21 protein-coding genes and 1 pseudogene are annotated in these 26,231 nt (G+C 31.2%); 4 read left to right on the forward strand and 18 right to left on the reverse strand.

Features of this window, described 5'->3' with window-relative positions:
• Positions 1-89 precede the first annotated feature (89 nt).
• From CER22_RS24355 to CER22_RS24400, 10 genes are all read right to left on the reverse strand, one after another.
• Positions 90-899 (reverse strand): MerR family transcriptional regulator, encoded by an 810-nt coding sequence (locus CER22_RS24355; protein WP_088609784.1) that lies wholly within the window; start codon positions 897-899, stop codon positions 90-92.
• A 115-nt stretch (positions 900-1,014) separates the two neighbouring features.
• The gene (locus tag CER22_RS24360) at positions 1,015-2,466 is read right to left on the reverse strand and encodes a serine hydrolase domain-containing protein (protein WP_088063532.1); all 1,452 of its coding nucleotides are present in this window, start codon (positions 2,464-2,466) and stop codon (positions 1,015-1,017) included.
• The gene (locus tag CER22_RS24365) at positions 2,466-2,978 is read right to left on the reverse strand and encodes a hypothetical protein (RefSeq protein ID WP_142293547.1); all 513 of its coding nucleotides are present in this window, start codon (positions 2,976-2,978) and stop codon (positions 2,466-2,468) included. Before CER22_RS24365 ends, CER22_RS24360 begins: the two co-directional genes overlap by 1 nt.
• Entirely contained in the window at positions 2,975-3,316 is a 342-nt protein-coding gene (locus tag CER22_RS24370) for a PadR family transcriptional regulator (protein ID WP_046955943.1), read from the reverse strand. The genes CER22_RS24365 and CER22_RS24370 overlap by 4 nt, the downstream gene beginning before the upstream one ends.
• Positions 3,317-3,710: 394 nt before the next feature.
• Positions 3,711-6,881: an ATP-binding cassette domain-containing protein gene (locus tag CER22_RS24375; RefSeq protein WP_088063531.1), complete on the reverse strand. Its 3,171-nt coding sequence runs from the start codon at positions 6,879-6,881 to the stop codon at positions 3,711-3,713.
• A gap of 79 nt (positions 6,882-6,960) precedes the next feature.
• Positions 6,961-7,440: an SRPBCC family protein gene (locus tag CER22_RS24380; protein ID WP_000559859.1), complete on the reverse strand. Its 480-nt coding sequence runs from the start codon at positions 7,438-7,440 to the stop codon at positions 6,961-6,963.
• A gap of 270 nt (positions 7,441-7,710) precedes the next feature.
• Positions 7,711-8,271 (reverse strand): class I SAM-dependent methyltransferase, encoded by a 561-nt coding sequence (locus CER22_RS24385; RefSeq protein WP_088063530.1) that lies wholly within the window; start codon positions 8,269-8,271, stop codon positions 7,711-7,713.
• A 185-nt stretch (positions 8,272-8,456) separates the two neighbouring features.
• Entirely contained in the window at positions 8,457-10,691 is a 2,235-nt protein-coding gene (locus tag CER22_RS24390; protein ID WP_088609785.1) for an MSCRAMM family protein, read from the reverse strand.
• 153 nt (positions 10,692-10,844) lie between these two features.
• Entirely contained in the window at positions 10,845-11,648 is an 804-nt protein-coding gene (locus CER22_RS24395; protein ID WP_088063922.1) for a class C sortase, read from the reverse strand.
• A 92-nt stretch (positions 11,649-11,740) separates the two neighbouring features.
• Positions 11,741-13,402, reverse strand: coding sequence for a SpaA isopeptide-forming pilin-related protein (locus CER22_RS24400; protein WP_088609786.1), 1,662 nt, complete (start codon positions 13,400-13,402; stop codon positions 11,741-11,743).
• A gap of 574 nt (positions 13,403-13,976) precedes the next feature.
• On the opposite strand from CER22_RS24400, the gene CER22_RS24405 reads away from it, so the two are divergent.
• Positions 13,977-15,203, forward strand: coding sequence for an AraC family transcriptional regulator (locus tag CER22_RS24405; protein ID WP_142293549.1), 1,227 nt, complete (start codon positions 13,977-13,979; stop codon positions 15,201-15,203).
• 291 nt (positions 15,204-15,494) lie between these two features.
• On the opposite strand, the gene CER22_RS24410 is transcribed toward CER22_RS24405, so the two are convergent.
• From CER22_RS24410 to yqeK, 7 genes and pseudogenes are all read right to left on the reverse strand, one after another.
• Positions 15,495-18,167 (reverse strand): M4 family metallopeptidase, encoded by a 2,673-nt coding sequence (locus CER22_RS24410; protein ID WP_088609787.1) that lies wholly within the window; start codon positions 18,165-18,167, stop codon positions 15,495-15,497.
• Positions 18,168-18,375: 208 nt separating this feature from the next.
• Positions 18,376-18,750, reverse strand: coding sequence for a hypothetical protein (locus CER22_RS24415; RefSeq protein ID WP_088063527.1), 375 nt, complete (start codon positions 18,748-18,750; stop codon positions 18,376-18,378).
• 108 nt (positions 18,751-18,858) lie between these two features.
• The gene (locus CER22_RS24420) at positions 18,859-19,707 is read right to left on the reverse strand and encodes a GNAT family N-acetyltransferase (RefSeq protein WP_088609788.1); all 849 of its coding nucleotides are present in this window, start codon (positions 19,705-19,707) and stop codon (positions 18,859-18,861) included.
• Positions 19,708-19,796: 89 nt separating this feature from the next.
• Positions 19,797-20,432: an SDR family oxidoreductase gene (locus tag CER22_RS24425; protein WP_088609789.1), complete on the reverse strand. Its 636-nt coding sequence runs from the start codon at positions 20,430-20,432 to the stop codon at positions 19,797-19,799.
• Between the two features lie 15 nt (positions 20,433-20,447).
• The gene (gene mtnN / locus CER22_RS24430) at positions 20,448-21,185 is read right to left on the reverse strand and encodes a 5'-methylthioadenosine/S-adenosylhomocysteine nucleosidase (protein ID WP_142293551.1); all 738 of its coding nucleotides are present in this window, start codon (positions 21,183-21,185) and stop codon (positions 20,448-20,450) included.
• 26 nt (positions 21,186-21,211) lie between these two features.
• A pseudogene (locus CER22_RS32660) lies at positions 21,212-21,859 on the reverse strand (DUF3885 domain-containing protein).
• A 13-nt stretch (positions 21,860-21,872) separates the two neighbouring features.
• A complete protein-coding gene (gene yqeK, locus CER22_RS24440; RefSeq protein WP_088609791.1) occupies positions 21,873-22,481 on the reverse strand; it encodes a bis(5'-nucleosyl)-tetraphosphatase (symmetrical) YqeK in 609 nt (202 codons plus the stop codon).
• 192 nt (positions 22,482-22,673) lie between these two features.
• On the opposite strand from yqeK, the gene CER22_RS24445 reads away from it, so the two are divergent.
• The 3 genes from CER22_RS24445 to CER22_RS24455 all read left to right on the forward strand — a co-directional run bounded on the left by CER22_RS24445 (position 22,674) and on the right by CER22_RS24455 (position 25,713).
• Entirely contained in the window at positions 22,674-23,369 is a 696-nt protein-coding gene (locus tag CER22_RS24445) for a response regulator transcription factor (protein WP_087986134.1), read from the forward strand.
• Positions 23,359-24,516 (forward strand): sensor histidine kinase, encoded by a 1,158-nt coding sequence (locus tag CER22_RS24450; protein ID WP_060488935.1) that lies wholly within the window; start codon positions 23,359-23,361, stop codon positions 24,514-24,516. The genes CER22_RS24445 and CER22_RS24450 overlap by 11 nt, the downstream gene beginning before the upstream one ends.
• Positions 24,517-24,696: 180 nt before the next feature.
• A complete protein-coding gene (locus CER22_RS24455) occupies positions 24,697-25,713 on the forward strand; it encodes a D-alanyl-D-alanine carboxypeptidase family protein (protein WP_088609792.1) in 1,017 nt (338 codons plus the stop codon).
• A gap of 59 nt (positions 25,714-25,772) precedes the next feature.
• Here CER22_RS24455 and CER22_RS24460 read toward each other — a convergent pair whose 3' ends face one another.
• On the reverse strand, positions 25,773-26,231 hold the full coding sequence (locus CER22_RS24460; protein ID WP_088609793.1) for a DinB family protein: 459 nt from the start codon (positions 26,229-26,231) through the stop codon (positions 25,773-25,775).

Genomic DNA, 26,231 nt, shown 5'->3' on the forward strand with positions numbered 1-26,231 from the left:
GAAGTGTAACATCCATGTTTGTTCATGGTCTTTTTACACTGTCTACCTTAAGGGGATAATATCAATGTATATGCCTTTTTTCTTTATCATCATTTTACTGGATAACAAACTTCTGTAACCCACTTATTAGGATCCGATTCCATCGCTGGGCTCACATGATAAATGTTAAATATCGGGCCTGCTAATTCGTAACCTTCTGTCTCAATCCATTTTGCTGCAGCCTCATTTACAGCTGTCATTTGTTCATAACTTCCATTAACTGTTATAGACGCCACATGAGTTGATTCAATATTTTTAAATGTAACATCATTTGTATTTTCATGTTTTCCTAAAATACTTAGCTGTATTTCTACATCCACATCATTTTCTTTGTATTCACGATCATGGAAAACCGCAATACTATAACTCGGATGAGCAATACTAATATTTTTCATATGAATTTCTTGCATTAATATACTCCATACATCCCCTTCGCAATTATACGATGGAATAATCTTTCTAACACTAGCTACATTTCTTTCTGGAATTTCTTTTATTGAAACATGATAGTTCATCTCAACAACATCCTCTCTCATCGTTTTCATTGAGGCTTCGAGAAGACGTAATTGTTTTTGGAGGTTATTCATGTTTTCCTTAATTTGAGCACTACGATTTAAAAATTGTTCCTTAATACCATCTATATTATCGGATTCTACTATTTCTTTAATAGTAGCAATATTAAATCCCATATCTTTTAACGTTTGAATTCGATTTACTTTTTTCAATTGGGCTGCTGAATAGTATCGATATCCACTTTGCTCATCGACTTTTACTGGCTGTAATAATTCCACTTTATCGTAGTGTCTCAACATACGTATACTAATGGAAGATAGTTTTGAAAAATCCCCTATTTTAAACATGTTTTCCTCCTATGAATTACATCTACTTCGAAGCTCAACTTCATCTTAAACAATGACATCGTGTGAGAGTCAACTGTTTATAACGCTTAAATTATATTTCTTTAATTATTTACCTTTATACCTTTTTCCTCCTTAAGGCTATAAAGATTGAAATTAGCCCGTTCACAGCTAATAAAGTTACAATAATACTTGTAAATAAAGCTACGTCTGGCGCAAACATTTTAATCGTGCGCCATGGTGATCTTGTACTAAAAGTAAGAATTGGGATGAACGTAATAAATAATAGTAGGTATAGAATCCCTATGGATAACCAAATTACCTTTTTTGCAGTTTTCATATGTTTATACTTTTTAATTAACATAAATGATATTATGAAAAGTATAAGTGTAACTATCAACAAAATAATTTGTGTAAATGGTATGTTTTTAGGGGAATTAACCGGTTCTTCTCCATTCAAAATACTAATAATCCCATTTTTCAATACCGATAGTGCCGATTCTTCTAAAACATGATTTTTATTTGTTAAAATCACACCACTCCAGCCACTTTTATTTAAAATAAATATTTCTGCACGAGCATCGGGCGTTGATCCTGAATGCCAAATCATCGTGTTGCTTTCATTTATATTTGCTGTTCTTAATCCAAAACCATAACTTTTTTCTGAATTTATTTTATAAAGTGGTGAAAGGTAAAGATCCATGTTTTCTTGCTTTAAGAATTGAGCATCCTCTGACCGATTCAAAAACATAGTATACTGAATCATATCTTCTAAATTTGCAGTAATATAGCCATACGGTGCCCCGGCATTATCATAGGCGACTATACTTTTTTTCGGTATGCCAAACCAAGACTGATAACCTGTTAAATAACCTTTTTCATATGCAGTCTCTTTACTTGCTGCCGCACCATTCATATTTAATGGCTGAAAAATGTGCTTTTCCATATATGATGAAAATGTTTCATTTGTAACGGCCTCAATAAGTGCACCAAGTATTATATAATTCGCATTACTATATTGATATTTTTCACCTGGTGGAGCAGTTAATTTTACATTTGAAAGTTTCATTACATTTTCTTTTAATGCTGTAGAACTTTTGGATTGCTTATCCGATAATGATAAGCCCTCATATGTGCTTATTCCACTTGTATGAGTTAGTAGATGTTGGATTGTTATAGTTGAGGATATTTGAGAATCTTTTAGTTTAAACCAGGGGAGGTATCGTTGAACTGCATCCTCTAATTTTATTTTTTTATCTTCTATTAATTTCACTATAGCTAAAGCTGTTAAAGATTTACTTATTGAGCCGATTGCAAATGGGGTTTTACTAGTTACCTTTTTTTCAGATTCTCCAGTAATCCCCATCGTTTTTGTGAAGAATACATCCTTATTATGTACAATTGCAACAGAAGCTCCCGGAATGTTCTGTTCCTTTATAAATTTTTCAATATACTTATCTAATGCAATTTTAATATTTTGCTGAGCGTAAACTTTTGGATCTGTAATACATAACATTAATACATTACAAAGAATATAAATTAGAGACAGTTTATAGATCGTATTCTTCATTATGCTTTAGACAGCTTTCTTTTTTTATAACTTACTAAACTAATAAATACTGCTACAGAGAGCATAAAACTAATCATTATTAATAATGAATTCCACCATTGATTTTCTGAAATACGATATAAAAGATTATACTGGAATGTATTTTTACTTTTAGTTGGATTAAATGATCCAGTTAAAAATATTGTCAATGTAGTTTGCGAGACAAGGTAAGTAATAACTGCGATGAATATGTCACGTAACATAGATGTGTTTAATTTACCCTTTTTATTTTTAAGTTGTTTCATTTTAACTTGTAAATCAATTTCATTTATTTCTAAATAATCTTGAACAAATAATTGGGGTGTACCTAAATCATCTATACTATCTTCACCATGTTCACGACATTCTTGAATATGTTCTAATATTTGTCGCTTTACATTTTCCATTTCTTCTAAACTAATATCGTATTGCTTTAATTCCTTAAGTACGTCTGTTAAAAATTGCTTTTCTTTACCTATCAATCTATTCCTCATTTCAGAAGGTCTCCTTTCAAACCACTTTTTAATAATGTTTGAATATCCGATTGCAATTCTAACCACTCGTTAATTTTCTTCTCAAGACGTATTTTTCCGTTTTCATTAATTTCATAATAAATCCTAACTTTACCATTGTCTGTTACTTCTTGATAAGTATTAACCCACTCTTGATTTTTCAACTTAGTTAAAATGGGGTAAATACTTCCTACTCCTTTCAATTTTAAATTGTTTACTTCAAGTTCTTTCATAATCTCATAACCATAACTTTTCTTTTTCGACAAAATAGATAATACACACATTTCTAAATGACCTTTAATTAAACTTGTTCTGTCCATAGGATAAATTTAACAGAAATATATACTTCATTCAAGTATATATTTCTGTTAAATTTAAAAAATCAGACAATAAAACAACATGATTAATAAACAAATATATAACTAATAAACTGTTTTTACCCCTAATCATCATTTTTATAATATAATAATTACATAATATATCAACTGTTCATCCCTATTATTTTTTATCTCTCCTCCATATATATTTAGTTGGAACTATAGTATACGGGACATGAAAATACTAAAAGATCCAATTTCTTAATTTTCACATTAAGAAATTGGATCTTCTTTCATTACCTTGTAATACTCATACTGCGTTATTATAAACATTATAAAGAATATACGTTTTATATTTTATATAAGTTATGTTAATAACACATAAACTAATAAAACTTTACTGATTACTCTCAAGACATTCATAAACCGCCATCATATCTCGTTTATCCAATTCGCGAATACGATTAAAAATTGGTATTTGCGCAACAGCTTCTGTTAATAAGCTCTCATCCACAACATCACTAACTTTTCCAGTTAACCATGTTTGTACATCCACATCCTCAACCACTTCTTTTAGTCCTTCATCATTAATACCACTTGTATTACAAGTTACACATGGAATTGTTAGTTTAAACACACCATCATGCAAATTATCTTCAGTAATAACTTTCTTCCCTTTACAGAATGGACATGGATTACTTTTTTTAATTTTATTAATTTGGGTAACTAACTTTTTGTATCCAAACGCTTCATATACATACGTAAGTTTTTTATATTTACCATTTGTGAAATACTTATCTATAATGTTTTCTCTCGTTTCATAAACATTAGGGAAATCACAAATAGTTACTTGATTATTAACACTAATGGATTCGATATTTCCTTTTATTTCGTCCCAGAATGGTAATACATTTTGTAACACCATTTCATAGTTTGAAAAGCTTGCCTGTTCTAATTCAAACATTTTCAGTGCCACTTGTGCTTTCCTTGGTAATAAAGAAACATCTTCTGTCAATCTCATATCGCCACCAACTATAGACTTTAATTTATGAAGTGCAGGTAAATCACCAACTATTTTCAACACTTCATCAACTGGTTGATTGATAACTTCACGAATATCGAAGTTAGCAAATTTAAGCGGTTTATGATGATTTAAAACCGTACCCTCACAAATTGGACATGTCATCATTTCTTTAGAAGACTTAATTTCTTCTTTAATAGCTGCTTTAGAAATAACAATATATCCACCAATAATCGTATTAAATCCTACCCATGTTCTGCGTGTCTTTCCTTTTTTATCATAAAATGATTTTTCAAAATATCCGTACCAAAACGTATGCTTTTCTTCTTCTGACATATCATTATAGCTCTTTGATAAATCGTGACCAAGCTCATTTTTAATTTCTTCAAATAGAAATTCTATTTTTTCATATTGATAAAATTTTAATACTTTCATGATTTCCGGATCGAATAAACCGTCCCAAAATGGAACGTTTTTATCTTGAATTGTAATATCTTTATCGAAAACTTCAATTTGAAGACGTCCAGAACAAGATGGACAATGATTGTCCTGTAAATAGAAATCAAAACTTCTCGTATCTTTATTAGTTGGATGAGCAGCTACAATATGATTAATTAATCCACCAATTTCATATAAAAAACTATATTGACTATATAAATGTCTTTCAAGATCAATAGCAACAACAGGTGCAATTGTATCAGATTCATATTCACTATAAATTAAACGGGCCATTGATGATAAACTTTTTAAAATACCACCCTTATAAATGTTTTCGGCATTTTTAAAATAGTGAATATGATTTTCTTCTAAATAGTGAACGCCTTCTTTATGCTTAAGTGCTGAAGAAATATGTATTTGCTCAGCATTATTCACACTGCTTTTTTGACGATAATAATCTTCATGACTTACTACATCAAGATGTTTTATAGATTCAAGCTGTCTTTTCCCGAAATCTACAATATAATCAGAGCTTTCTAACATATAACTATTATGTTCAATCATGATGATAGAGACTGATTCATCTTGTAATATCCCTCTAACACTATCTATAAATTGGTTTAAAATATTTTGTGATAAACCTTTTGAAGGCTCATCAAAAATAAATAATGTATGTGGATTTCTTGTGTTTGCAAATAACTCCGAAACTAAATGAACACATTGAAACTCACCTGTTGATAATGTTTGTGTTTTTCGTTCTAACGTTAAATAACCAAGTCCTAGTTTAATTAGTAGACTCAAGCGTTTATACGCAATATCTTCATTTGGAAGTTCATCTATAATATCCTCAATCGAACGCTCAAAAATATCATCAATTTCTTCGCTATACTTTGTGAGTTTCTTTTTAATATCTAGGAAAGTGGCTACAGTTGATCGACTTGTAATGGATTGATTTCGATCTTGTCCTACCATAACTAATTTATCTTTTGGATATCGTTTCAAGAAATCTGTAGCTAAACATTCATTGACAAGTGTAGATTTCCCGCATCCAGATTCTCCAGTAACCGTCACAAGCCTATTTTTAGGGATTTGAAACTCCGCCATTTGGATATTACGGCAATATAATTCATGGAATGTATAGTATTCTGTTGGTACTTCTTTATTTAGATCCGACAGTATTGGTTTTGGTCTTGGCGATTCTTTCACAATTTGTCCACCATATTTTCCGCTACCAGGTCCAAAGAACAATTGCTCATCTGTTGTATCCAGTACAGTATCTGAATGATCAATGAGCCAAATTTGATTTTTACACCCTAACTGCTTAATCTCTTCTAATATTTGTAATAATGTTTCATGATCAAGTCCAACTGAAATCTCATCAATAATAATTACAGCATTTTCGCTTACTGCCATAAATTCAGCCAAATATAGTCTTGTTAACTCTCCACCTGACAACGTACCCATAATTCGATTTAATGTTAAATAACCAATGTTCATATTAATTATATTTTGCAGTATATGTTGCTTTGCTTCACTAATATTTAACTCTTCCGCTAACGAAAGAATAGACTCAACACTTAAATCATTAATATTTGAAATTGTATGTGGTTTAGCAAATAAATCTATCTTATGTTGTTCGATTTCTTCGCTATAACGTTTTCCCTTACATTTTTTACACTCAATATTTTTAGTAGTACCTCGGCCTTTACAGCCAGTACACCAGCCTAACTGGTTATTGAATGAAAAAACCTCAGGTGAAAGATGAAATACATCAGCAAGTTTTTCACGTACCTCTGTGAAAACACCAGTATGTGTACCGATCGTTGAACGTGGATTGGAAGAAATCGATGATTTTCCTAGAAAAAGAACTAAAGGCATATCTTCTATCTTAATAGCACTAAAATTCGTTTGCATAATGTTAGGAAATAAATATTGATATTCAGCCTTTGGCAATAAAGAAACTAATCGTTTTTTTGATTCTTCACCAATCGTTTGACAAAAGGTTGTTTTACCTGAGCCTGATAAACCAGCGATTCCAAACGACTTATTAAATGGAATCACTGTATCTAATTTATTTATGTTATTAGCAATTAATTGATTTACTTTCATATTAACCTCTATTCTTATTTTTCTTTAAAATCGTTTTTACAGTGTAATAATTACATAATTAATATAACTTTTTATACGATTACCCTCTCACTTCAAGGATCTTATCCTTATATGTTTCAAACCATTGTTGCCATTCATCTTTAGAAAATTCTTTTTCTTTTCCTTCTAGTACGGAAGAAAAAAGATCTAAGCAAATATGCCAACCAGCTATATCTTTCGGTGTATGATCAGTTAATACATGAATGTACTCTTTAAGAAGTAAAAGAGTTCCACTTTCTTCTTTATGTATTTCAAATCGGACACGATCTTTATCCCAAGTAAATTCAAGTACTGAATTTACTTGACACTCTAAAATATCAATATTTATAAATGAACCGTCCATCATGTCGAACTTTATTATTCCACCCGTTTTAAGACTTTCAATTTGTAAATTAGACATCCATTTTTTAAGCTTACTGTTTTCTGTTAAAACAGACCAAACTTCCTCTATTGTATTTGGAAATCGGCGTTCAAATTTTACAATATACCCATTAGTTAGTTTCCCAATTTCAGCTATCATATTGATTGCCCCTTTATACAGAATGTATGTTCTCACTCTATTTTACACGAATATAAATATAAAATAAATCTTTATGTCAACGAAGTATTAATTTAAAGTTAATGGTAATGAGAAAAACTTAAATATTTTCCAAGTCGAGTTATATAATGTTGAAAAATAATTATCATGTATATCCGTTTCCTTATTAAATATAGACTTACGCACCAATAAAAAAAGCCGCATTTGCGACTCATGAAATTATAGTATTAACCCTTGCTTTTATTGAATGACTTACCGCTTAATCGCATCAACAATTAAAGATGGAAAACCAAGCTTCTCACCTTTATTTCTAGAATCATACCTTTTCGAACGGAAAATAACACCGTCGTTTGCATCCCATTCGTTGTAATAAAACTGACCATTTTCATCACAATATTCAAGTAAAACTACCTCAAATCCAGCAAATTTAAACATTTCCGTTAATGTTTTATAATTATGAACAATTTTATGACTTGCTGCTGGATGATCTTTCGGGCCAGGTCCGCCTATTTGAACTATGTTTTGGTATGCTTCATCTCGGAAGAATGCATCAGGAACACCACAACGAATATGCCCTCCTGGCTTTAAAAATTCATAACAAATTTCAGCTGCTCTTATACCTTCTTCAAAAGTAAGGTGTTCCCATACATGCTCAGCTAAAATAGCTGAAATAGAGTTGTATTCAAATCTTTCTTCCCACGTAGCTTTGTCTAATAAGTTAAGTTCATCTTCTTGTGTTTGAATCCAACCTGGATTATTATTAAACACGCCAGCGCCGACTACTACTTTAATTTCATCTTGTTTTGTTGCCATCACTTTCACCTCGTAAACATTTTGATTTATTAATATATTCTATGTTTACTATTATCCTTCCTTCTTCAACAAATTTAATAGCATGAATCCAGTACAATACCGAACTCATGCTGGAAATTTTTCTAACCAAACGATTTTCTAACTTTATGGAATCAGTTCATAATACACAACTGTTTTTATACTATTTATATACGATTTTTCTTATATAAGCATAACACACCAAACATTAGCACAAAACCAATCACGTAAAAACTTGTTGTTCCGCTGCCACCAGTATTAGGAATTACCCAATTATTTTTCACATTTTTCACTGTTAGTTTTTGTGTCCTTACCGCTTCTGTAATTTCTATTTCTATTGGATCTCTAAGTAACATATAACCGTTTGGCGCTTTTATTTCTTTAATCATATACTTTCCAAGTACTAACTGGTTGGAAATCACCTTTCCTTTTTCATCCGTTGTTAATCTAGTAACTTCTTTACCTTCTTTATCTAATACTTGAAATACAGCACCTTTTAGTTTTAAATTAATATCCTTATCATCAACTTTCTCAATTTCAAATTGCCCAGTCGGATCTGGTAATTTCTTATTCCCTATTTTAATTTCTACTACTGTATCTTTTTCTATTTTTACAGCTATTTTATCTTTTAATAAGTCATAACCTTTAGGTGCTTCTACTTCCACTAGGGTATAGTTACCTATTGGCAATTCTTTTGATATCGCTTCTCCTTTTTCATCTGTTACTAACTCACCAACTACTTTTTTATTTGAATCTTCAATATGAAACTTTGCCCCTGCTAGCTTTTTATTTTTATCGCTCGTATCTACTTTTACTAACTTCATTTTCCCCATTGGATCTGGTAATTTCTTATTCCCTATTTTACTTTCTACTACTACATCTTTTTCTACTTTTACAGCTATTTTATCTTTTAATAAGTCATAACCTTTAGGTGCTTCTACTTCCACTAGGGTATAGTTACCTATTGGTAATTCCTTTGATATCGCTTCTCCTTGTCCATCTGTTACTAACTCACCAACTACTTTTTTATTTGAATCTTCAATATGAAACTTTGCTCCTGCTAGCTTTTTATTTTTATCTCCCGTATCTACTTTCACTAGCTTCATTTTCCCCATCGGATCTGGTAATTTCTTATTTCCTATTTTAATTTCTACTACTGCATCTTTTTCTATTTTTACAGCTATTTTATCTTTTAATAATTCGTAACCTTTAGGCGCTTCTGTTTCCACAAGAGTATAGTTACCTATTGGTAATTCTTTTGATATCGCTTCCCCTTTTTCATCTGTTACTAACTCACCAACTACCTTTTTATTTGAATCTTCAATATGAAACTTTGCCCCCATCAATTCTTTATTATCATTATTACTATCTACTTTTTTTATCTTTACTTTTCCTGTACTAGGCTTGTTCCAATGTTGCCAATTAAATTTGAAATTGTGAAATTCAAATCCACCAGTTTGTTGTACTGCACCGACAAATGCTTGTCCATTAATCGAACCGCCTTTTGTTTCTAATACAGCATTTGGAGCAAACACACTCCCAACGACACCATATCCCTCTGTTGTGATCTTTTTTGCATTAGGAAAAACCCAAATCACCTTCCCGTATAACTCAGTGAACGGTGAATTAGGAGAATAGGGTTGTGATGTAGGAATTATATCTGTAGCCCTACCAATATTGTTCGTGTCATATAAGATAGCACCATTTTTAAATGTAACCTCTATTGCATCCGAATACATAACGATAAAATCTTTTCCTTTAGCATTAGGTAAAGAGACATCTCTTATATCTAAATTGATTTTCCCTACCAGTTCTGATGAAACATAAATATTAGGATTGTTTATATCTTTTCCGATTCCATAACTCATATTTGGAATTGGGGTATTCGTTTTAAATTGACCTGCATTTTTACTGACTTGGTTCACTATGTTGTGAAATTCATTAAATTTCGCGTCAATTTCTAGTTTTTCTTTATAAACGATACGATCATAAGAAGATTGTATGATACGATCTGGATCACTCTCTTTTGTCATTACGACTATTCCGTTTTGAATGATAAAAGATTCCTCTCTTGATTTTTTAAATTTTCCAGACAATAACAAGGATGGATATCCCTCATCATCCCATTTTTCCCCAACTATATTAGATGTTCCCGCTGCTGCACCTACAATTGTATAACCAGATGCATCCATATCACCTTGAACTGCAATTGCTCCTTCAATGTCTCCACCTACTGCTATATGGTTACCAAAGACAACAGCATTATAACGCGATATATCCCCTAGACCTTCTAAGTTAGTCGTGGATCCATATGCTTCTTTTGGTGCATATACGACAAAACTTACACATAACATTAACAAAACCATAAAATGAATACTTACCAACTTTAATTGTAACTTCAATTCCTTTGTTCCCACCTTTACCGTATTTTTTCTACAGTCGAATAAAGTGAAACTTTTTTCAGTAAGGATTTACTTCATCCCCTATATACCTTCTTTACTTATCTCTGGATTTTCGGTCCCACTGCCCATTAATACAGGATAAATAAATTCATTCTATCGAGTTAATTTTTTCTTATAAATTGCGACTAGTAACACACATAATAATAGGATTAAGATTACTACGGTCCACTTATTAAACATAAATATCTCTTTACCCATTTTTTGTTTTTCTTTCTCGTTAAACTCCACACGCTCACCTCGAACCAGTAATCTATTTGTGTTTACTCCATAAGGCGTACATGTAATTAATGTTATATAATCTTTATTTTTCACAATTTTTAAATCGTCCGTTTCGTGTGGTAACACTACTTTAATTTGATCTACTTTATAAGCAAGAATTTTGTCTAAAGAATGAATATAAAAAAGATCTCCTTCACTCAACTTATCTAAATCTGTAAATAATTTTGATGATGGTAAACCACGATGCCCTGTTAAAATAGTGTGCGTATTTTCTCCACCTACTGGAAGTGAAGAATAATCTAAATGACCTACCCCGCGACTCAATACTTCCTCAGAGGTCCCTTGATAGATTGGCAGTTTTATATTAATTTTCGATATTTCAATATACCCCATTACATCACCTAAATTTAACGCATCAGCATACGCTTGATGATTATTTTTTTCTTCAGAAAATGGATCTGCAAATGTTTTCATGGAAGTTTGAACTTGTTTATTATATTCGGTTGCTTCTTTTTCCCTACGTTCAACTTCTTTCTTTTGTAGTACTTTGATCTTCTTATCGTAGGAGCTAATCTCAGAATAATGTGCACGAGTCGCCAACCAATTACTAATAGTAGGATATAAAAAAATAGCTAATCCAAATAAAAAAATACCTCCTAAAACAAGATTTCGTTTCATATTTCCACCTCTGTATATACTAAAATATTGAAAAGAGGGAAGCATTTTGCTTCTCCCCTTTTCACATCACTTGGTTACATGTTCCTAAAACCTTAATTATTAGCAAACTTTTTTCTAAAGAAAACAAATGCCGCTGTAGCCATTAACGTAAGACCTAGTACAGTAAATAGAGTCGTTCCGATACCACCCGTTACAGGAAGAATCCATCCACTTTTATTATTTTCAATCGATAATTTAACCGTTTGATTATTTTCGCTAATCTTTACATCAATAGGGTCCTTTAATAATTGATATGAAGCTGTTATACCATCTTCTTTTGTATAAATTGGTGCTTTCGTTTCAAAAATTTGATAGTCTCCATACGGAATGTTAGTCCATTTAATAACACCATTTTCATCTGATACACCTGTGACTTCTTTACCTGCCACAACAACTATTTTTCCATTTTTATCTTTAAGTACAAACTCCGCACCTTTTAATTTCTTCTTATCAGCACCATCAACTTTTGTTAACTCGATAATTCCAGTTGTCGGAACAACAACTACAGGTTTAGATTCCTTTTCTCCAATTACATCATTTTTATTTATAAAATCAATTTTTGCTGTATTTAAAATTTCCGAACCAGATAGTACTCCTTCTTTTACTTGTGATTTAATTTGTAAATGAAATTCTTTTTTACCATCTAACTTTGTGAAATCTTTTACTGTGGCTGTTACTTTTTGGCCTTCTACAGCTACCTCTACAATGCTTGCATTTACTTCCGCTCCATCAATTTTTACGACTGGTTTTCCTTGAATCATTAAACGATCGTCTAAAGTATCTGTTACTACATATTTTTTGTATTCTTTAATGTCTTCTGGAATTAATGTTTTGATATCATAATTGTAATTAGTTAACGGATTAATTGGTAACGCTTCCAAATTCCCGTTAATCTTTTTATCAATACTTGGTTCTTCATAGTTTTGCACTTCTACTTTAACTACTGTACCAGAAGTAATTGTTCCATCTTCGTTAATAGTTCCGGAGGTCTTTATAAAAAACTCGTGTTTAGTCGGATCTAGTACATACCCTTTCGGCGCTTTTGTCTCTTGGAAATAGTATTCCCCATACTCTAATCCTTGCACACGAATATGCCCATTACCATCTGTTGCTAACTCTTTTTTCACTTCTGTACCATCTTTTTTTAATAAAGAGAATACTGCACCTGCTAATGCTTTTTCATTTGCACCAGTTTTTAGTAAATCAACTGCACCACGTTTAATCTCATTTTTCGGATACATATGAACATCATAGTTTAGTACCTTACCCTCTTTATTCGTTAATGGAATATCCACTGTATACGTATTTGGATTTAGGTTAACATGCGGGGGTCCTGCCACTTCTTTCACTTCATAACGTCCTAGCGGAAGATCTTTTAATACAGCTTGTCCGTTATCATCTGTTACTACTTGAGTTGGAGTTGCTCCCATTACAGGCTTCACATCTTCTTTCACGATTTTCCCATCGTTTGAAATTTTTTCAAACGACGCAACCCTTTTCACTTCAAACGTTACACCTTTTAACGGTTTCGCATTTGTTGGTACCTCTTGATTTGCAGAGCCATCACCTTCTAGCCCCGGTGCGCCATCTTTTTCTTGTTCATATTTATGAATCGTTAAAGTACCTTTGGATGGTGAAGCTGCCTTTACCAATACACTAGACCATGTAGAAAATGTTAAGAAAAATACTAAAAGCACACTAAATATTTTTTTCATTTCTCTTATCCCCTTTACTACTTCTATCATTTTAAAAATCTCTTTATTACTATTACCCTCTTAAAAGTAATAGTGTGCCAAGTACCAGATTTAAACGAGTAACCTAAAACATAGTCGTCCAACAATCCATTGTTTACAATCACTTATTCACTCTTCTTATTTTCTATTATTACGTTGTCTCTCCGTATGATATATGTAGTTTTTCCCCTGAATTGCACTTATATCTCTACTTCAAAAATCGTTACATATTAACTTCTATCGCAAATTTTCATTAATTACTTAACTTAACTTCAATTCATTAATCTCTCCCTTCCTATCCCTATTTAAAATCCAATCTTAATCATTTTTGATACATATAAACAATGAACAACGAATAAGTATGACAATTCATATTTTACGTTACTCCCCAAAACTATTACCTGTATATTCAAATAATATGTGCTAATCATGTTAAATTATGGTATTATTCTTAGAAGTTTATAATTTTTATAGATAAAGTTTTTCCGTTTCTACTTATGAAAAAAAGGAATATATAAACATTCAACTATTACACACAACTGTAAGGAGGAATAATATGAATAAAAAGCTCAGTCTAGTTGAGATAGAGTACATTTGTAATCTGTTTTTCCAATCTTTTGAAATTCCAGTTTGTTTTTTAGATTGTAACAAAAATATTCTTTTAGAATTTACATCAAAAGATGAATCACATTCGTTCTATAAATCAAAAATAGAACAGTTACATGTGCTTTTTCAAAAAAATGATTCAAATAATTCGCCCATCTTCAGATCTCACCAATATTTAGGGCACTTCATTTTAATTCACATAAAGAGTCATTATATGGTGAACGGTACTGTTATTATTGGGCCCTTGACACATGTAAATTTTTCTACAAGTAAAACGGATAGTAACCTTAATTTTATTTCGAATTATAAACGAACAAGAGATTATTATTTTTCATTGTCAGTCAAAGATCAAAATTTCTTTGTAAATATAGCAATATTGTTCTATAACATTCTCTACAAAAAAAAATCAGATGTACGTACCTTTTCAAATAACAGTGACTCATTTCATGTAAATCATAGCAGTATCTTAAACGAGGATGTATATATTTCAATGCAAAAAAACGAATCTATCTGTCATAATTTGTATATAGAGAACCAACTACTTGGAGCTATAGAAAACGGGGATAAAGAAAGCGTACTCAAATATTATTACGAATTCCAACAAGATACTCTTTCATCCTTATCTTCATTCCATCAATTAAGACGTCATAAAAACATTTGTATTTCATCCATCACACTTGCTACTAGATATGCTATAAAAGGAGGACTTCCTTCCGGGATTGCTTACAAGATTTACGATCTACACATCCAAAAGACAGAGGATTTAAAAGACACAGAATCTGTTTGGGATTTATTAAGAAATGTTTTCTGTACTTTTGCAGACCGTGTAAAAGCACAAAAAGTAAAGAAATACTCAAAGACTATCGCTATTTGCAAAAACTATATTTTTGAAAATATTTACAATCAAATATCAGTTAAACAACTTGCTAAATTTGCAAACGTAAATTCAGATTATTTATCTATATTATTCAAAAAAGAAGTCGGTATTTCATTAATTGAGTACATTCAACGTGAACGAATCGAAGAAGCAAAAAAATTATTAACTTTCACAACCTATCCCTTATCAGACATATGTGCTTCGCTCAACTTTAGTGATCAAAGCTATTTTACTAAAATTTTCAAAAAATTCACTAACGAAACACCTGGTAAATACCGAAAATCTCATGTTGTCATATAGAGTTAAACTTTCATTAAAACAAAGTGTTTTTAGTAACTTATCAATGGCAGATTTGAATTACTTCCACACTCATGACCTTTTGAATTTAGGCTATTTTTAAATCAAAAAACACGTTACTATTCTTTTATTTGAATGAGAATAGTAACGTGCTTTATATGTAATGTAGGTCTGTAGGCAAAATAGCGTCCAAGCAAAAAGTTTTATAGAAGCCAAATACACTACTTAAATACTAAAATCTTATTAAGTAAAAAATTCATCTAATAATTATTGTGCGAGAAATAATCCCTACTGTTATTTTTGTATCTGTCTAAATTTGCGAGCCAAAGTGAGTACTGTACCTGCAATAACCATCCATATGCCCATTGTTGCACTGTTAGTTGTACTGGCACCTGTGTTGGGAAGCTCTTTATATGTAGATTCTTTTTTATCGGTATTACTGTTGTTCGGGATATTACTGTTATTAGCAACGCCTTTAGCTTTTCTAGTATCTTTATCCTTCACCAATACTTTTTGTATTGTATGTACCTCATTACCTACAGAATCTGTGACACTATATATTATTTCAAAAGTACCAGCTTTAGTGGTATCTCCAATACCTTCATATGCTACTTTAGAAGTAAAATCACCGTCTTCTTTATCAGTAGCTAATACTTTTGCCATTGGATTGAATTGGTCTCCTTCAGTAATTGTAGTTGTAGCAGGTACTTTTAGTATTGGTATTTCATTTTTAACTTCATCTCTAACTTTGACCGTTACAGTTTGTTCCGCAGTTACTTTATGACCTTTAGAATCTGTAACTGTGTACGTTAATACGTAAGTACCGGCTTTAGAGGTATCTACTTCACCATTAAGTTTTACTTTAGAAGTAAGATCACCGTCTTCTTTATCAATAGCTAATACTTTTGCCATTGGATCGAATGAATCTCCTACATGAATTGTCGCTGCAGTAGGCACTGTTAATGTAGGGTTTAAATCTAATGCTTCTCCATTTCCCTTTACAATTACAGTCTGTGTAGCCGTTGCATTCCCCCCTTGAGAGTCAACGACCGAGTAGTTCACAATGTATGTACCTAGTTTAGAAGTATCTACATCGCCTTTATGTTTTACTTTATTTGTTAAATCACCCTCTTCTTTATCAACAGCTTTTACATTACTCATCGGGTCAAACGTATCACCAACACGCAGTGTAATTGTAAGCGGTACAGTTAATTCAGGGACTTGGTTTTCTGCAGTTTTTTCGTTTTCTTTCACTGTCCCTTTAATTTTTGCTGCATCAAAAGCTTTTTGGACCGCTTCAACCTCAATTGAGTTCGCTCCATATTTGTTTGTTGCAACTTTAAGACACGCTAATCTTAATTCAGTGAAATTAGAAGTCATGTTCAATTCATCAGTATTTGCATAATAGAAAATATCAAACATTTTATCTTCACCAATACCATTTACAGTTACACCGTTATGAGTGCCACCTTGTGCAATTAAATACGCGACTTTATTAATAATACTTGAGTTGAAATGAACGCCCTCATTATCTTCTCCGTTTAAATTACTGTATTTGCTATAATCATCTGGATACGGTACTCCATCAAAAAAATTGATTGAAGATGGATTTTTCATATTACGTAGAACTGAGCCGCTTTGTTCTCCTATTGTCCAATTAAATTCTCCATTATTTATATATTTCTCAATAGCCGTTCCCATAATATCAGATAACGCCTCGTTAATTGCTCCAGATTCTCCGAAAAATTCAAGATTAGATTCGCTAGATGTAACCGCATGCGTAAATTCATGGCCCGCTATGTCAAACGCTCTAACCATTGAATCACCATATATAAGCATACTAACATTGTTAACATTAGCACTAAATGCATTACTCCAATTTTTAGGATCATCTGTTTCTCCAGAATCCCATGCATGTACAACTGATACTACTTTGTTCCCCTTATTGTCAAAACTATTACGCTTATATTTATCTTTATAAAAATCATATACCTTTGTTGCTAAGAAATGGGCACTTACCGCCTTTGGATCATTAAATGTTGTTGATGTGCTAGTTGCTAATATACCAGGATAATATTTTTCTTCAAAACTAATATCTCTATAATTCACATCATATGTCTCAATTCCTTGCCCTCTTGTGTAATCTGCAAGCGCATATTTCCCATTACTTTGTTCAGAAATACCGAATGTACGAGTTATTCCTAAATCATCTTTTCCAGTTCCGGTTAATGATTTAAAATTGCTTTTTTTACTCTCCTTAATAGCTTCAACATGCTCTTCACTTACTTTTAAATCTGACTCTTGCACCATATTTTTCAACATATCACCATTATGAGCATTCACTAAATAAGTTCCAGATACATAGTTTGGTGTTGCAGCGGCAAATGTAACTTGATATGCATTGGTAGCCTGTCCATGATTTTCATTAACAAAAATAACTTCCTTAACTTCTGGCTCAGAAATAAATTTAATATCGTTCCCGTACTTCGTATAAATATATTGTTTTGCTTCTTCTTTTGATAAATTACTAGCATTCTTTAAATCTTCTTGTGTTAAATTTTGTGCACTTTCTCCTGAAATACTTTTAATAATACCCTTTTTATCTACATGAGCAGTCAATTGGTGTCCATATACTTCTTTACCTTCATATATTTGTTGCATACGTACAAGTGTAGTCCCATCATAAGAAGCACGTTTTTGAACAACGTTGTAATCTACCCCTTTGTCCCCACTAACTTGTTTTGGAGACAAAGCATGCTCGGTTTTTTCCTTAAGTGCATCTTTCACTACATTCTCTGGCGTCTTTTGTGATGGTTGTGTAAGTTCACCTGTACGGAACGAACCCTCTTGAATATCAACTTGCATTTGACCCGTTTCTTCTGCATAAACTACTCCGTATGGTGCTACACTTGTTAAAACTAATCCTGTTGTTAATACAACTATAGCTATTTCTTTTTTATTCTTCATTTTATTTTCCTCGTATAATTTCCTAAAATATGAAACTGCTTAAATGTATTCCTATCAAAAATAGAAAAAATAAAAAGTACATCACATTACGCAAAACCGTATTATAAAAAGATGACTTCTGTCATCAACAAAAGTCACCTCTTCAATATGTCATATCCCTAATATGTTTTTAATGCATACTTTCTATATGAAAAAGAAAAAGTATTCTTTAACGAGCGTTTTGCAATACTTTTATTAGGTCATTTATATTTTCAACTTTTTGCTGAAACTGATCAAATCTGCTATGTAGCAATGAAGGATTCTTATCTTCAGTTGAAATAACTTTTTTTAATTCTTGTTCTAATTTATCATATGTATGAAAGAAATTATCAAATTCTACACTTATAAGTTCTTCATTTTCACGATAAAATCTTTTTGCTTCTATATAAGTCATATATGATTTATTTAAAAATCCTAATGAAATTAAATATTTAGAAGTGTTTTCTTGATAAATAGCAATATCACATGCTATTTTAATATCAGAATAAGTCTTTTGAACGAAACAATGCAATTCAAAAATCTTAAACTTTAATCCATTATTCATTTCATCCCCTCCCATCCTATCTATTCTACATAAAAAAAGAATATTATACAAAGTAAAATATCAATATAGCACAAAAATAAAAAGCGAAAGAATGACTCCTTTCGCTTTTTATAATAATACATACATTTCATATTGTGCTAATGAATTCTTTTCAAATCCAGTTTTCTTTAAAAACCCTTCCAGTAAATTGTTGTTTGGAAACCCAATTGATAAACTTGATACATTTAAGTTTTCTGTTGCTACTTGTAATAATTTTGATCCAATACCACGATTTCTATAGTCTTTGTCTACGAAAAGAAAACTAATTTTACCTTGTTCATTCATACATATAGAACCTTTTAAATCATTATCGACATATGCACCATAAAATGTATTGTTTGTTTTTCCGATATAATCCATATCATTTTGCCAATTTATATGGAAGTGTAACCATTTCTGAATTTCAACTTTAAAAGCTGGAAATTCTAATTGTTTTACTTCAATTCCCTTACAATCTTTATTTATTATTTTAGTCATATCTTTTAAATTATAATAAGATAGATCGTACACTTTTTCATAGCCTAATTTCGTATAAAAATGAATCGCTCGGTCATTGCCTACAATGACTTCAAGAAAAAGTTGCTTACACTCATTTTGAAGCGCCTCTTCCTTATGCAGTTCAAATAATTTTTGACTCACACCAATACCGCGGTAATTAGGATGAACCGCTAATGTTCCACAACGCATTGTTTTTATGTTTTCATAATCCTTTATCCCGCCAAGTATTACACCAACAGATTTGTTACCGTCTAAAGCAAGAAAGGAATGTTTTAGTGAATTCCCTTCTGGTCCCAAAAACCTTTTTATAAAATCTTCTTTTGAAACTTCCATTTTAATAATGTAATCTGAAAATCCATCTTTAAAAGCTTCATACACTAAATCTATACTTACTTCACTGCATCTTTTGTATTGAATCATATAAAATTCTCCCCCACTTACTCGTGTTAAACTTAGCATTCAAATACGTAAAATGTACTAGTTTCACTCTGCCCATCATTCTTTAACATTTAATTTGAAATAAACGGGCACTTCCCTACATATCTCTCACTGTTAATTTGTTTTATAACAAATGGTGCAATATCACTATTTTGAATTTTGATTCCTGGCATATCTACTAAACTCTCTTTTATATTTCCAATGCTCTTCCCTTCCATAACAAATGGTAATCTAACAATTGTCCAATCTACATCACTACCTTGAATAGTTTGCAATTCTTTATATTTATCTTGCATCATCTTTGATAAAAATACTTTAAACAAGGTAGCTCCTATTTTATTTACAATTCCCTTTTGATCTCCTGTAACATCTAAAGAACCTCCAGAAATTAGTATATATCTTTTTATTTCAAATTCTTTCATTGCTTCTAAAATATGCTTCGTTACTGTGCTAAAAATATAAGATTCATTTTTTGGTTGACCTACCGTATTAATTACAGCTCGACACCCTTTAAGTAATTTGCGTATTGAAACAAAATCACGTGCATCTCCATTAATAATCTCTAAATTTTCATTTGTTATTTTGATATTATTAGAATTTCTTGTTAATATTTTTACTTGATATCCCTTTTCTAACGCTTCGTTTACAAGGAATTTCCCTGCGTTTCCGTTTGCACCCAGAATAGCTATTTTATTTGTACTTTCCAATATTAACCCCTCTTACTATCTATTATTTACTACATTAATCTCATGTACACGTAAAAAAGCAATTAAATGCTCGCACGCTCGTTCACACGCTAACATTTTAAAGATTTTTTGTTCCTCTTTCGTTTTATCATTTGCTTGATCTGATGCAGCTTTTAAACTAAGAAAAGGTTTGTTATTGATTTGACACACATAAGCAAAAGCTGCCACTTCTTGATCAACCGCTAATGCTCCATATACAGTATGGAGTAAATATCTCATTTCTGAACTACGGATACGTTGATCTCCAGATAAAAATGTACCATAATGAATCGAATCATAAGATCGTATCTTTTTTATTCTTCTTACAAGTGACTTTGTTGTTTCAATAGGTGCTGTCCTACCATTATATAAATTAAAAATATCTTCCCCTGAACCAGCAGCAGTAACGTCGTGTTGTATTGCATTAAGGGCTACTACAATATGTCCATTTTTCACCTTATTTGATAGACTTCCGCATATTCCTGTCATAAACAACTCATCTGGCTGAAACTCACTAATTAATAATTGCACACAACTAGCACAACTTACTTTCCCAACTCCAGTTATTACGGAGATAACTTCCATATTATTAATATAATGAAAATGAAATTCCCAAGCTGCTCGTTTTTCAATACGTTCACTTGGATAATATTGATGCAAATACGTAAGTTCTGGTTCCCATGCGGATACGATTGCAATACGTTTCATTACATGCTTCACTTCCCCTATTGTTATCATGTAAATACTTTATCTATACTTTCTCATTCATAATCTGGAATCCACTCTTTATATTTCTCATATAAATTTCGTATTGTTTCTTTATTCTTCGCAATTACTTCACATCCTCTATCATCGTAAATAAACATGATAATATCTTTTGTTGCATTTATGAGAAATACATCTGGATAAGAAATTTCTTTTTTGCGTCCAAAACGAGGATAAAGACCTAGAAAATCTTCATGATTTGCAGCTTGAATAAGCGGTGTATACTTTATATCACAAGCAAAACATTTTAATGAAAATTGATAAGTACAATACAAGTCAGCTTCTTCTTCTTCAAATAAAAAAGGTATTGTTTCTTGCCTTATATGATACTTTAAATCTCTATTATGAATAAAACGTCTATATATATTAATTTTCTGCGGATTTTTCACATTTTCCTTTTTAAATCGATAAACATTTGTTACTAAAAAAACTTCATCTTCTTTTGAAAATATATCTTCAAATAAGTATTTATTTTATGTATAAAGCTGAGTGAAGTATTCCCTATTTACATCGTCGGTTCTTTCTACAAATAGGTCTTTCCCTTTCCCAAAATGAAAATGCAAATGATTTTCCCATTGAAAGTATATATGTGGTACTAATGTAACTCCAGGGAATGTTTCATTCATATATTCTTTTAATTGCATTCTTAATTCCTTTCTACTCTACAATTTCTTTTAACTGCCAATATGCATCTTCTAGCCATGGATGTATAACTTTCAACGTGTCTTTTCTATCCCACAAATATGAAATATATGCAAAAGCAGCATGTTCTAAAGATTTTTCTAATTCTTTTTTTACTTCTACTAAATATGGTGGTGCTCCATTTTGATCCCATTCTATTTTATCAGCAACAAATAACACTAAATCCATTTTCGTTGCAAGTTTACGTAGTGTAGTATGGCAGCAAATTGCATTTAAGATTTCTTCATCATCCACTTTAAATATCTCTTTTGCAATTACTTTCGATAACTTTTGATGAATAATCATTGGAAATTCTCGTTCTTCTTGTAATATCTCTATTCCAAATTCTTCAGCAACTGCAACCCGATCTTCATTTGGAAAGATTGCACTAATATCATGTAAATATCCTGCAATCGCTGCCTTTTCTTCATTTACATGATACGTAATCGCAATTTTACGGGCTTCTTTTGTCACCCGAATTGAATGTTTATAAGTATGTTCTTTATTGTATTTTAATAGAAATGATTTTATATCATTTTCAATTTTTCCAGTTGGAGTAAATGAATATATATCCTTATATAACATCTCAAGTCACCTTTCTTCCTAACTTTCAATATAACGCTGTATTTAAATATCCTTTTTATTTGTATTCGTTATGAATGTTTTAATCCCTTTTTTATACGTTACATGAAATTTCATGGTGAATCATTGCTACAAAATACATAAATGTTTGATATTATAGTAATGTTAATGATTTGTAAGGAAAGGAACTACATAATGAATAAAAACATATTAATTATTGATGATGATAAAGAAATTGTTGAGTTACTTGCTGTTTATTTGCGAAATGAAGGCTATAACATTTATAAAGCATACGATGGCGATGAGGCATTGCAAATGATTTCTACATATGATGTTGACCTTATGGTTTTGGATATTATGATGCCAAAACGCAATGGATTAGAAGTTTGCCAGGAAGTTCGTGAGAATAATACTGTACCTATTCTTATGCTGAGTGCAAAAGCAGAAGATATGGATAAAATATTAGGTCTTATGACAGGTGCAGATGATTATATGATTAAGCCATTCAATCCATTAGAATTAGTAGCTAGAGTGAAAGCTTTGTTACGAAGATCATCTTTCCAAAATGCCACTTCCTCCAAAAATGAAGATGGTATTATTCGTATTCGTTCTGCTGAAATACACAAACATAATCATACTGTTAAAGTAAATGGAGAATATATTAAACTTACATCTATTGAATTTGATATTTTATATTTACTTGCGAGTAATACCGGAAGAGTATTTAGTTCCGAAGAAATTTTTGAACGAGTATGGAACGAAGATGGTTATGGTTCAAATAAAACTGTAATGGTTCACATTAGTAATTTACGAGATAAACTTGAAACAGGAATGAATGGAGAGAAGTTTATTCATACTGTTTGGGGAGTAGGCTATAAAATTGAGAAATGAAGCATTTGATATATTAAAAGATATCCCAAAATGGAAGTTAATTTTTTGGTTTATGTTAGCCATCACACTTACTCCTATTACTGAATTAATTATATATCGCCTTGTTACAAGTGTAATTGAAAGTTCACTTACGTTAAGCGAGCTCGGAAAAGAATTCATTAGAATTTTTGGATATGAAAAATATAAAGGAATAAAGGAATCTCTATGGATGATGATTGTATCTTATTTGTTTTTATTTTCTATTTTCTCATCCTACCTATACATTTTTTATCGTCATGAAAGAAAGATTTATTATGAAACTTGTATTAAAAAAATGATAGAAGAAATTCGTTATATTGCAAATGGAAACTTCAATCATAAAGTCTCTATCGTAAACCATAATTATCTGGAAGAGTTAGCAAGCGGGGTTAATCACATTGTTGAACAATTGAAAGTTTCGATTGATGAAGAAAGACAGGCGGAACAAGCAAAAAGTGAACTTATTACAAATGTATCGCATGATTTACGTACTCCTCTTACCTCTATAGTTGGATACGTAAATTTAATCCACCATGATAATTATAGAGATGAAGTGGAATTACGCCATTATATACAAGTCATTTACGATAAAGTAACCCGTCTTAACGCATTAATGAATGATTTGTTTGAATATACACGTGTTCAAAATAAAGAGTTAAGTTTATATTCTGTTCCCATTGATATTGTAGAGCTACTTGGGCAATTAACTGTTCAATTCCGCATACAAGTTCAAGAAGCTAATATAGAATGTCGACCTTCTTTCCCATCTCAAAAACTCATGGTATTAGCTGATGGAGACAAATTAGTACGAGTGTTTGAAAATCTTATTATAAATGCTATCGCTTATGGAAACGACGGTGGATATATCGACCTTGCTGCCTATGAAAGCAATAACATGATTACTATAGATATAACAAATTACGGCCAACCTATTCCTAGTACGGATTTACCTCATATTTTTGAACGTTTTTATCGCGTTGAAAAATCTCGCTCTACGAACACTGGTGGATCTGGACTCGGATTGGCAATTGCAAAAAGTATTGTGGAATTGCATAAAGGAACAATTGAAGTATATAGTGATGATAAAAAAACAACTTTCACTGTAAAACTACAACCATATAAATGTTAATACAACTTAATTTTAGGTCCAATTTCTTACCATATAAGAAATTGGATCTTCTATTTTCCATTAAAATCCAAATTTAATAATCCTTTATAATTCTTTAGAAATTCTTTACCTTTTCTTTCTTCCTAATTAAGCATTCCTTTTTACAATAGTATTATTGATGTCATAGTAGGAGGATCGCTTATGCAATTCTTGAAAAAGTTCACAATTTTATTCTTATCTTTTGTTATTACAGCACTTATCGTTTTATATTTTTACCTCTATGTAAATGGTCCAATTATTCAAGCTAAATCAGCTATTTTAATAGATGCTAATTCAAGTGAAGTTGTTTATAAAAAAAATGAAGAAACTCCTATACAATCAGCTACTTTATCTAAATTAATGACAGAGTATATCACACTGGAACAACTGAATGAAGGAAAAATACAGTTAGATGAATTAGTAAAAATAAGTAACGAAGTTTTCCGAGCAGAAACGAGTCCTATACAAGTAACTTCGAAAGATAAAACGACAGTTCGTGATTTACTTCATGCACTGTTTTTGACAGGGAATAATCGTTCCGCACTTGCCCTTGCAGAACACATTGCTGGAAACGAAGATAACTTTACACTTTTAATGAATGAGAAAGCAAAACAACTAAAGTTATCACAACCATCCCCGTTTTTAAATGCTACTGGAATGAATAACGATACAAATAAACAATCAACTACAACAGCTATAGACGTAGCTAAACTAGCGACACAATTAGTAAAAGACTTTCCAGATGTATTGAATGTTACGAAACTAACCTCTTACCAATTTACCTTCAAAGACTCAAAAGTTTTCAACACAAATAAAATGATTTATTCTCTTAATAAAAACATTAAACTCCAAGGTGTTGACGGCTTACAAACTAGTTTTTCAACTAATGGTAATTATAGTTTTGTCAGTACAGCAAAACGAGGAGATACTAGACTTATTTCCGTAATATTAGACTCCAATGAAGAAAACAGTACTTTTATTGAAACAAAAAAGTTACTACAGTACGGTTTTGATCCTTCCTCGTACTCTGCACTCCAAGCTTTTAAAGATGCTGTTACATCGTGGACAGTTTTGCTTCAATTTAAAAATTTGATCATACAAACATTGTTGATTTTCTTCATCATTACAATTTTAATGTTTTTACATATACGTCAGAAAAAATCCGAGGATTTCAACTAGGAAATCTTCTTTTATATAAAAACCGGCTTGCATTTACAGTGCAAGCCGGTTTTCTAAATTTATAATCCTCTTCCAATTAAATTCGCTGAAACAGGCTGAAGATTTAATTCTCTCGCCCATATAGATAGCTGACCAATATGATGAATTTCATGTACAATTACATGTCTTAAAACTTCACCATATGTATATGTTTTATCCGTCCATGAAGCTTTTAATATCTTACATTCTACGGTAGATGACCATTCTTGTAAAAAATCTTCTAATTCTCGTTTATATAAATCAGATAACGCTTTCACTTTTTGGATGGATTGATAATCTTTAAACTGCGGTTCATTATCTTCTTTTCCCTGAAGCGCACTAATCCAGCTGTACTCAACATCGACAATATGGAATAATGTTTCTAAAACACTCCCAACACCACCTACACGCTTGCGGAGTAATTCTTCCTTTGAAAGTTGTTCACACCACTTAAACCAATCATCCCTTACTTGCCAATTGTATTGAAATAACGTGTACAT

It is taken from the genome of Bacillus sp. K2I17 (genome assembly GCF_002209985.1).
GTDB lineage: Bacteria > Bacillota > Bacilli > Bacillales > Bacillaceae_G > Bacillus_A > Bacillus_A wiedmannii.

Excerpts from the sequence above, each read along its gene's own strand:
- CER22_RS24355 (WP_088609784.1), bottom strand. The coding sequence starts at position 899 with ATGTTTAAAATAGGGGATTTTTCAAAACTATCTTCCATTAGTATACGT.
- CER22_RS24360 (WP_088063532.1), bottom strand. The coding sequence starts at position 2,466 with ATGAAGAATACGATCTATAAACTGTCTCTAATTTATATTCTTTGTAAT.
- CER22_RS24365 (WP_142293547.1), bottom strand. The coding sequence starts at position 2,978 with ATGAGGAATAGATTGATAGGTAAAGAAAAGCAATTTTTAACAGACGTA.
- CER22_RS24370 (WP_046955943.1), bottom strand. The coding sequence starts at position 3,316 with ATGGACAGAACAAGTTTAATTAAAGGTCATTTAGAAATGTGTGTATTA.
- CER22_RS24375 (WP_088063531.1), bottom strand. The coding sequence starts at position 6,881 with ATGAAAGTAAATCAATTAATTGCTAATAACATAAATAAATTAGATACA.
- CER22_RS24380 (WP_000559859.1), bottom strand. The coding sequence starts at position 7,440 with ATGATAGCTGAAATTGGGAAACTAACTAATGGGTATATTGTAAAATTT.
- CER22_RS24385 (WP_088063530.1), bottom strand. The coding sequence starts at position 8,271 with ATGGCAACAAAACAAGATGAAATTAAAGTAGTAGTCGGCGCTGGCGTG.
- CER22_RS24395 (WP_088063922.1), bottom strand. The coding sequence starts at position 11,648 with ATGAAACGAAATCTTGTTTTAGGAGGTATTTTTTTATTTGGATTAGCT.
- CER22_RS24400 (WP_088609786.1), bottom strand. The coding sequence starts at position 13,402 with ATGAAAAAAATATTTAGTGTGCTTTTAGTATTTTTCTTAACATTTTCT.
- CER22_RS24405 (WP_142293549.1), top strand. The coding sequence starts at position 13,977 with ATGAATAAAAAGCTCAGTCTAGTTGAGATAGAGTACATTTGTAATCTG.
- CER22_RS24410 (WP_088609787.1), bottom strand. The coding sequence starts at position 18,167 with ATGAAGAATAAAAAAGAAATAGCTATAGTTGTATTAACAACAGGATTA.
- CER22_RS24415 (WP_088063527.1), bottom strand. The coding sequence starts at position 18,750 with ATGAATAATGGATTAAAGTTTAAGATTTTTGAATTGCATTGTTTCGTT.
- CER22_RS24420 (WP_088609788.1), bottom strand. The coding sequence starts at position 19,707 with ATGATTCAATACAAAAGATGCAGTGAAGTAAGTATAGATTTAGTGTAT.
- yqeK (WP_088609791.1), bottom strand. The coding sequence starts at position 22,481 with ATGTTATATAAGGATATATATTCATTTACTCCAACTGGAAAAATTGAA.
- CER22_RS24445 (WP_087986134.1), top strand. The coding sequence starts at position 22,674 with ATGAATAAAAACATATTAATTATTGATGATGATAAAGAAATTGTTGAG.
- CER22_RS24455 (WP_088609792.1), top strand. The coding sequence starts at position 24,697 with ATGCAATTCTTGAAAAAGTTCACAATTTTATTCTTATCTTTTGTTATT.
- CER22_RS24460 (WP_088609793.1), bottom strand. The coding sequence starts at position 26,231 with ATGTACACGTTATTTCAATACAATTGGCAAGTAAGGGATGATTGGTTT.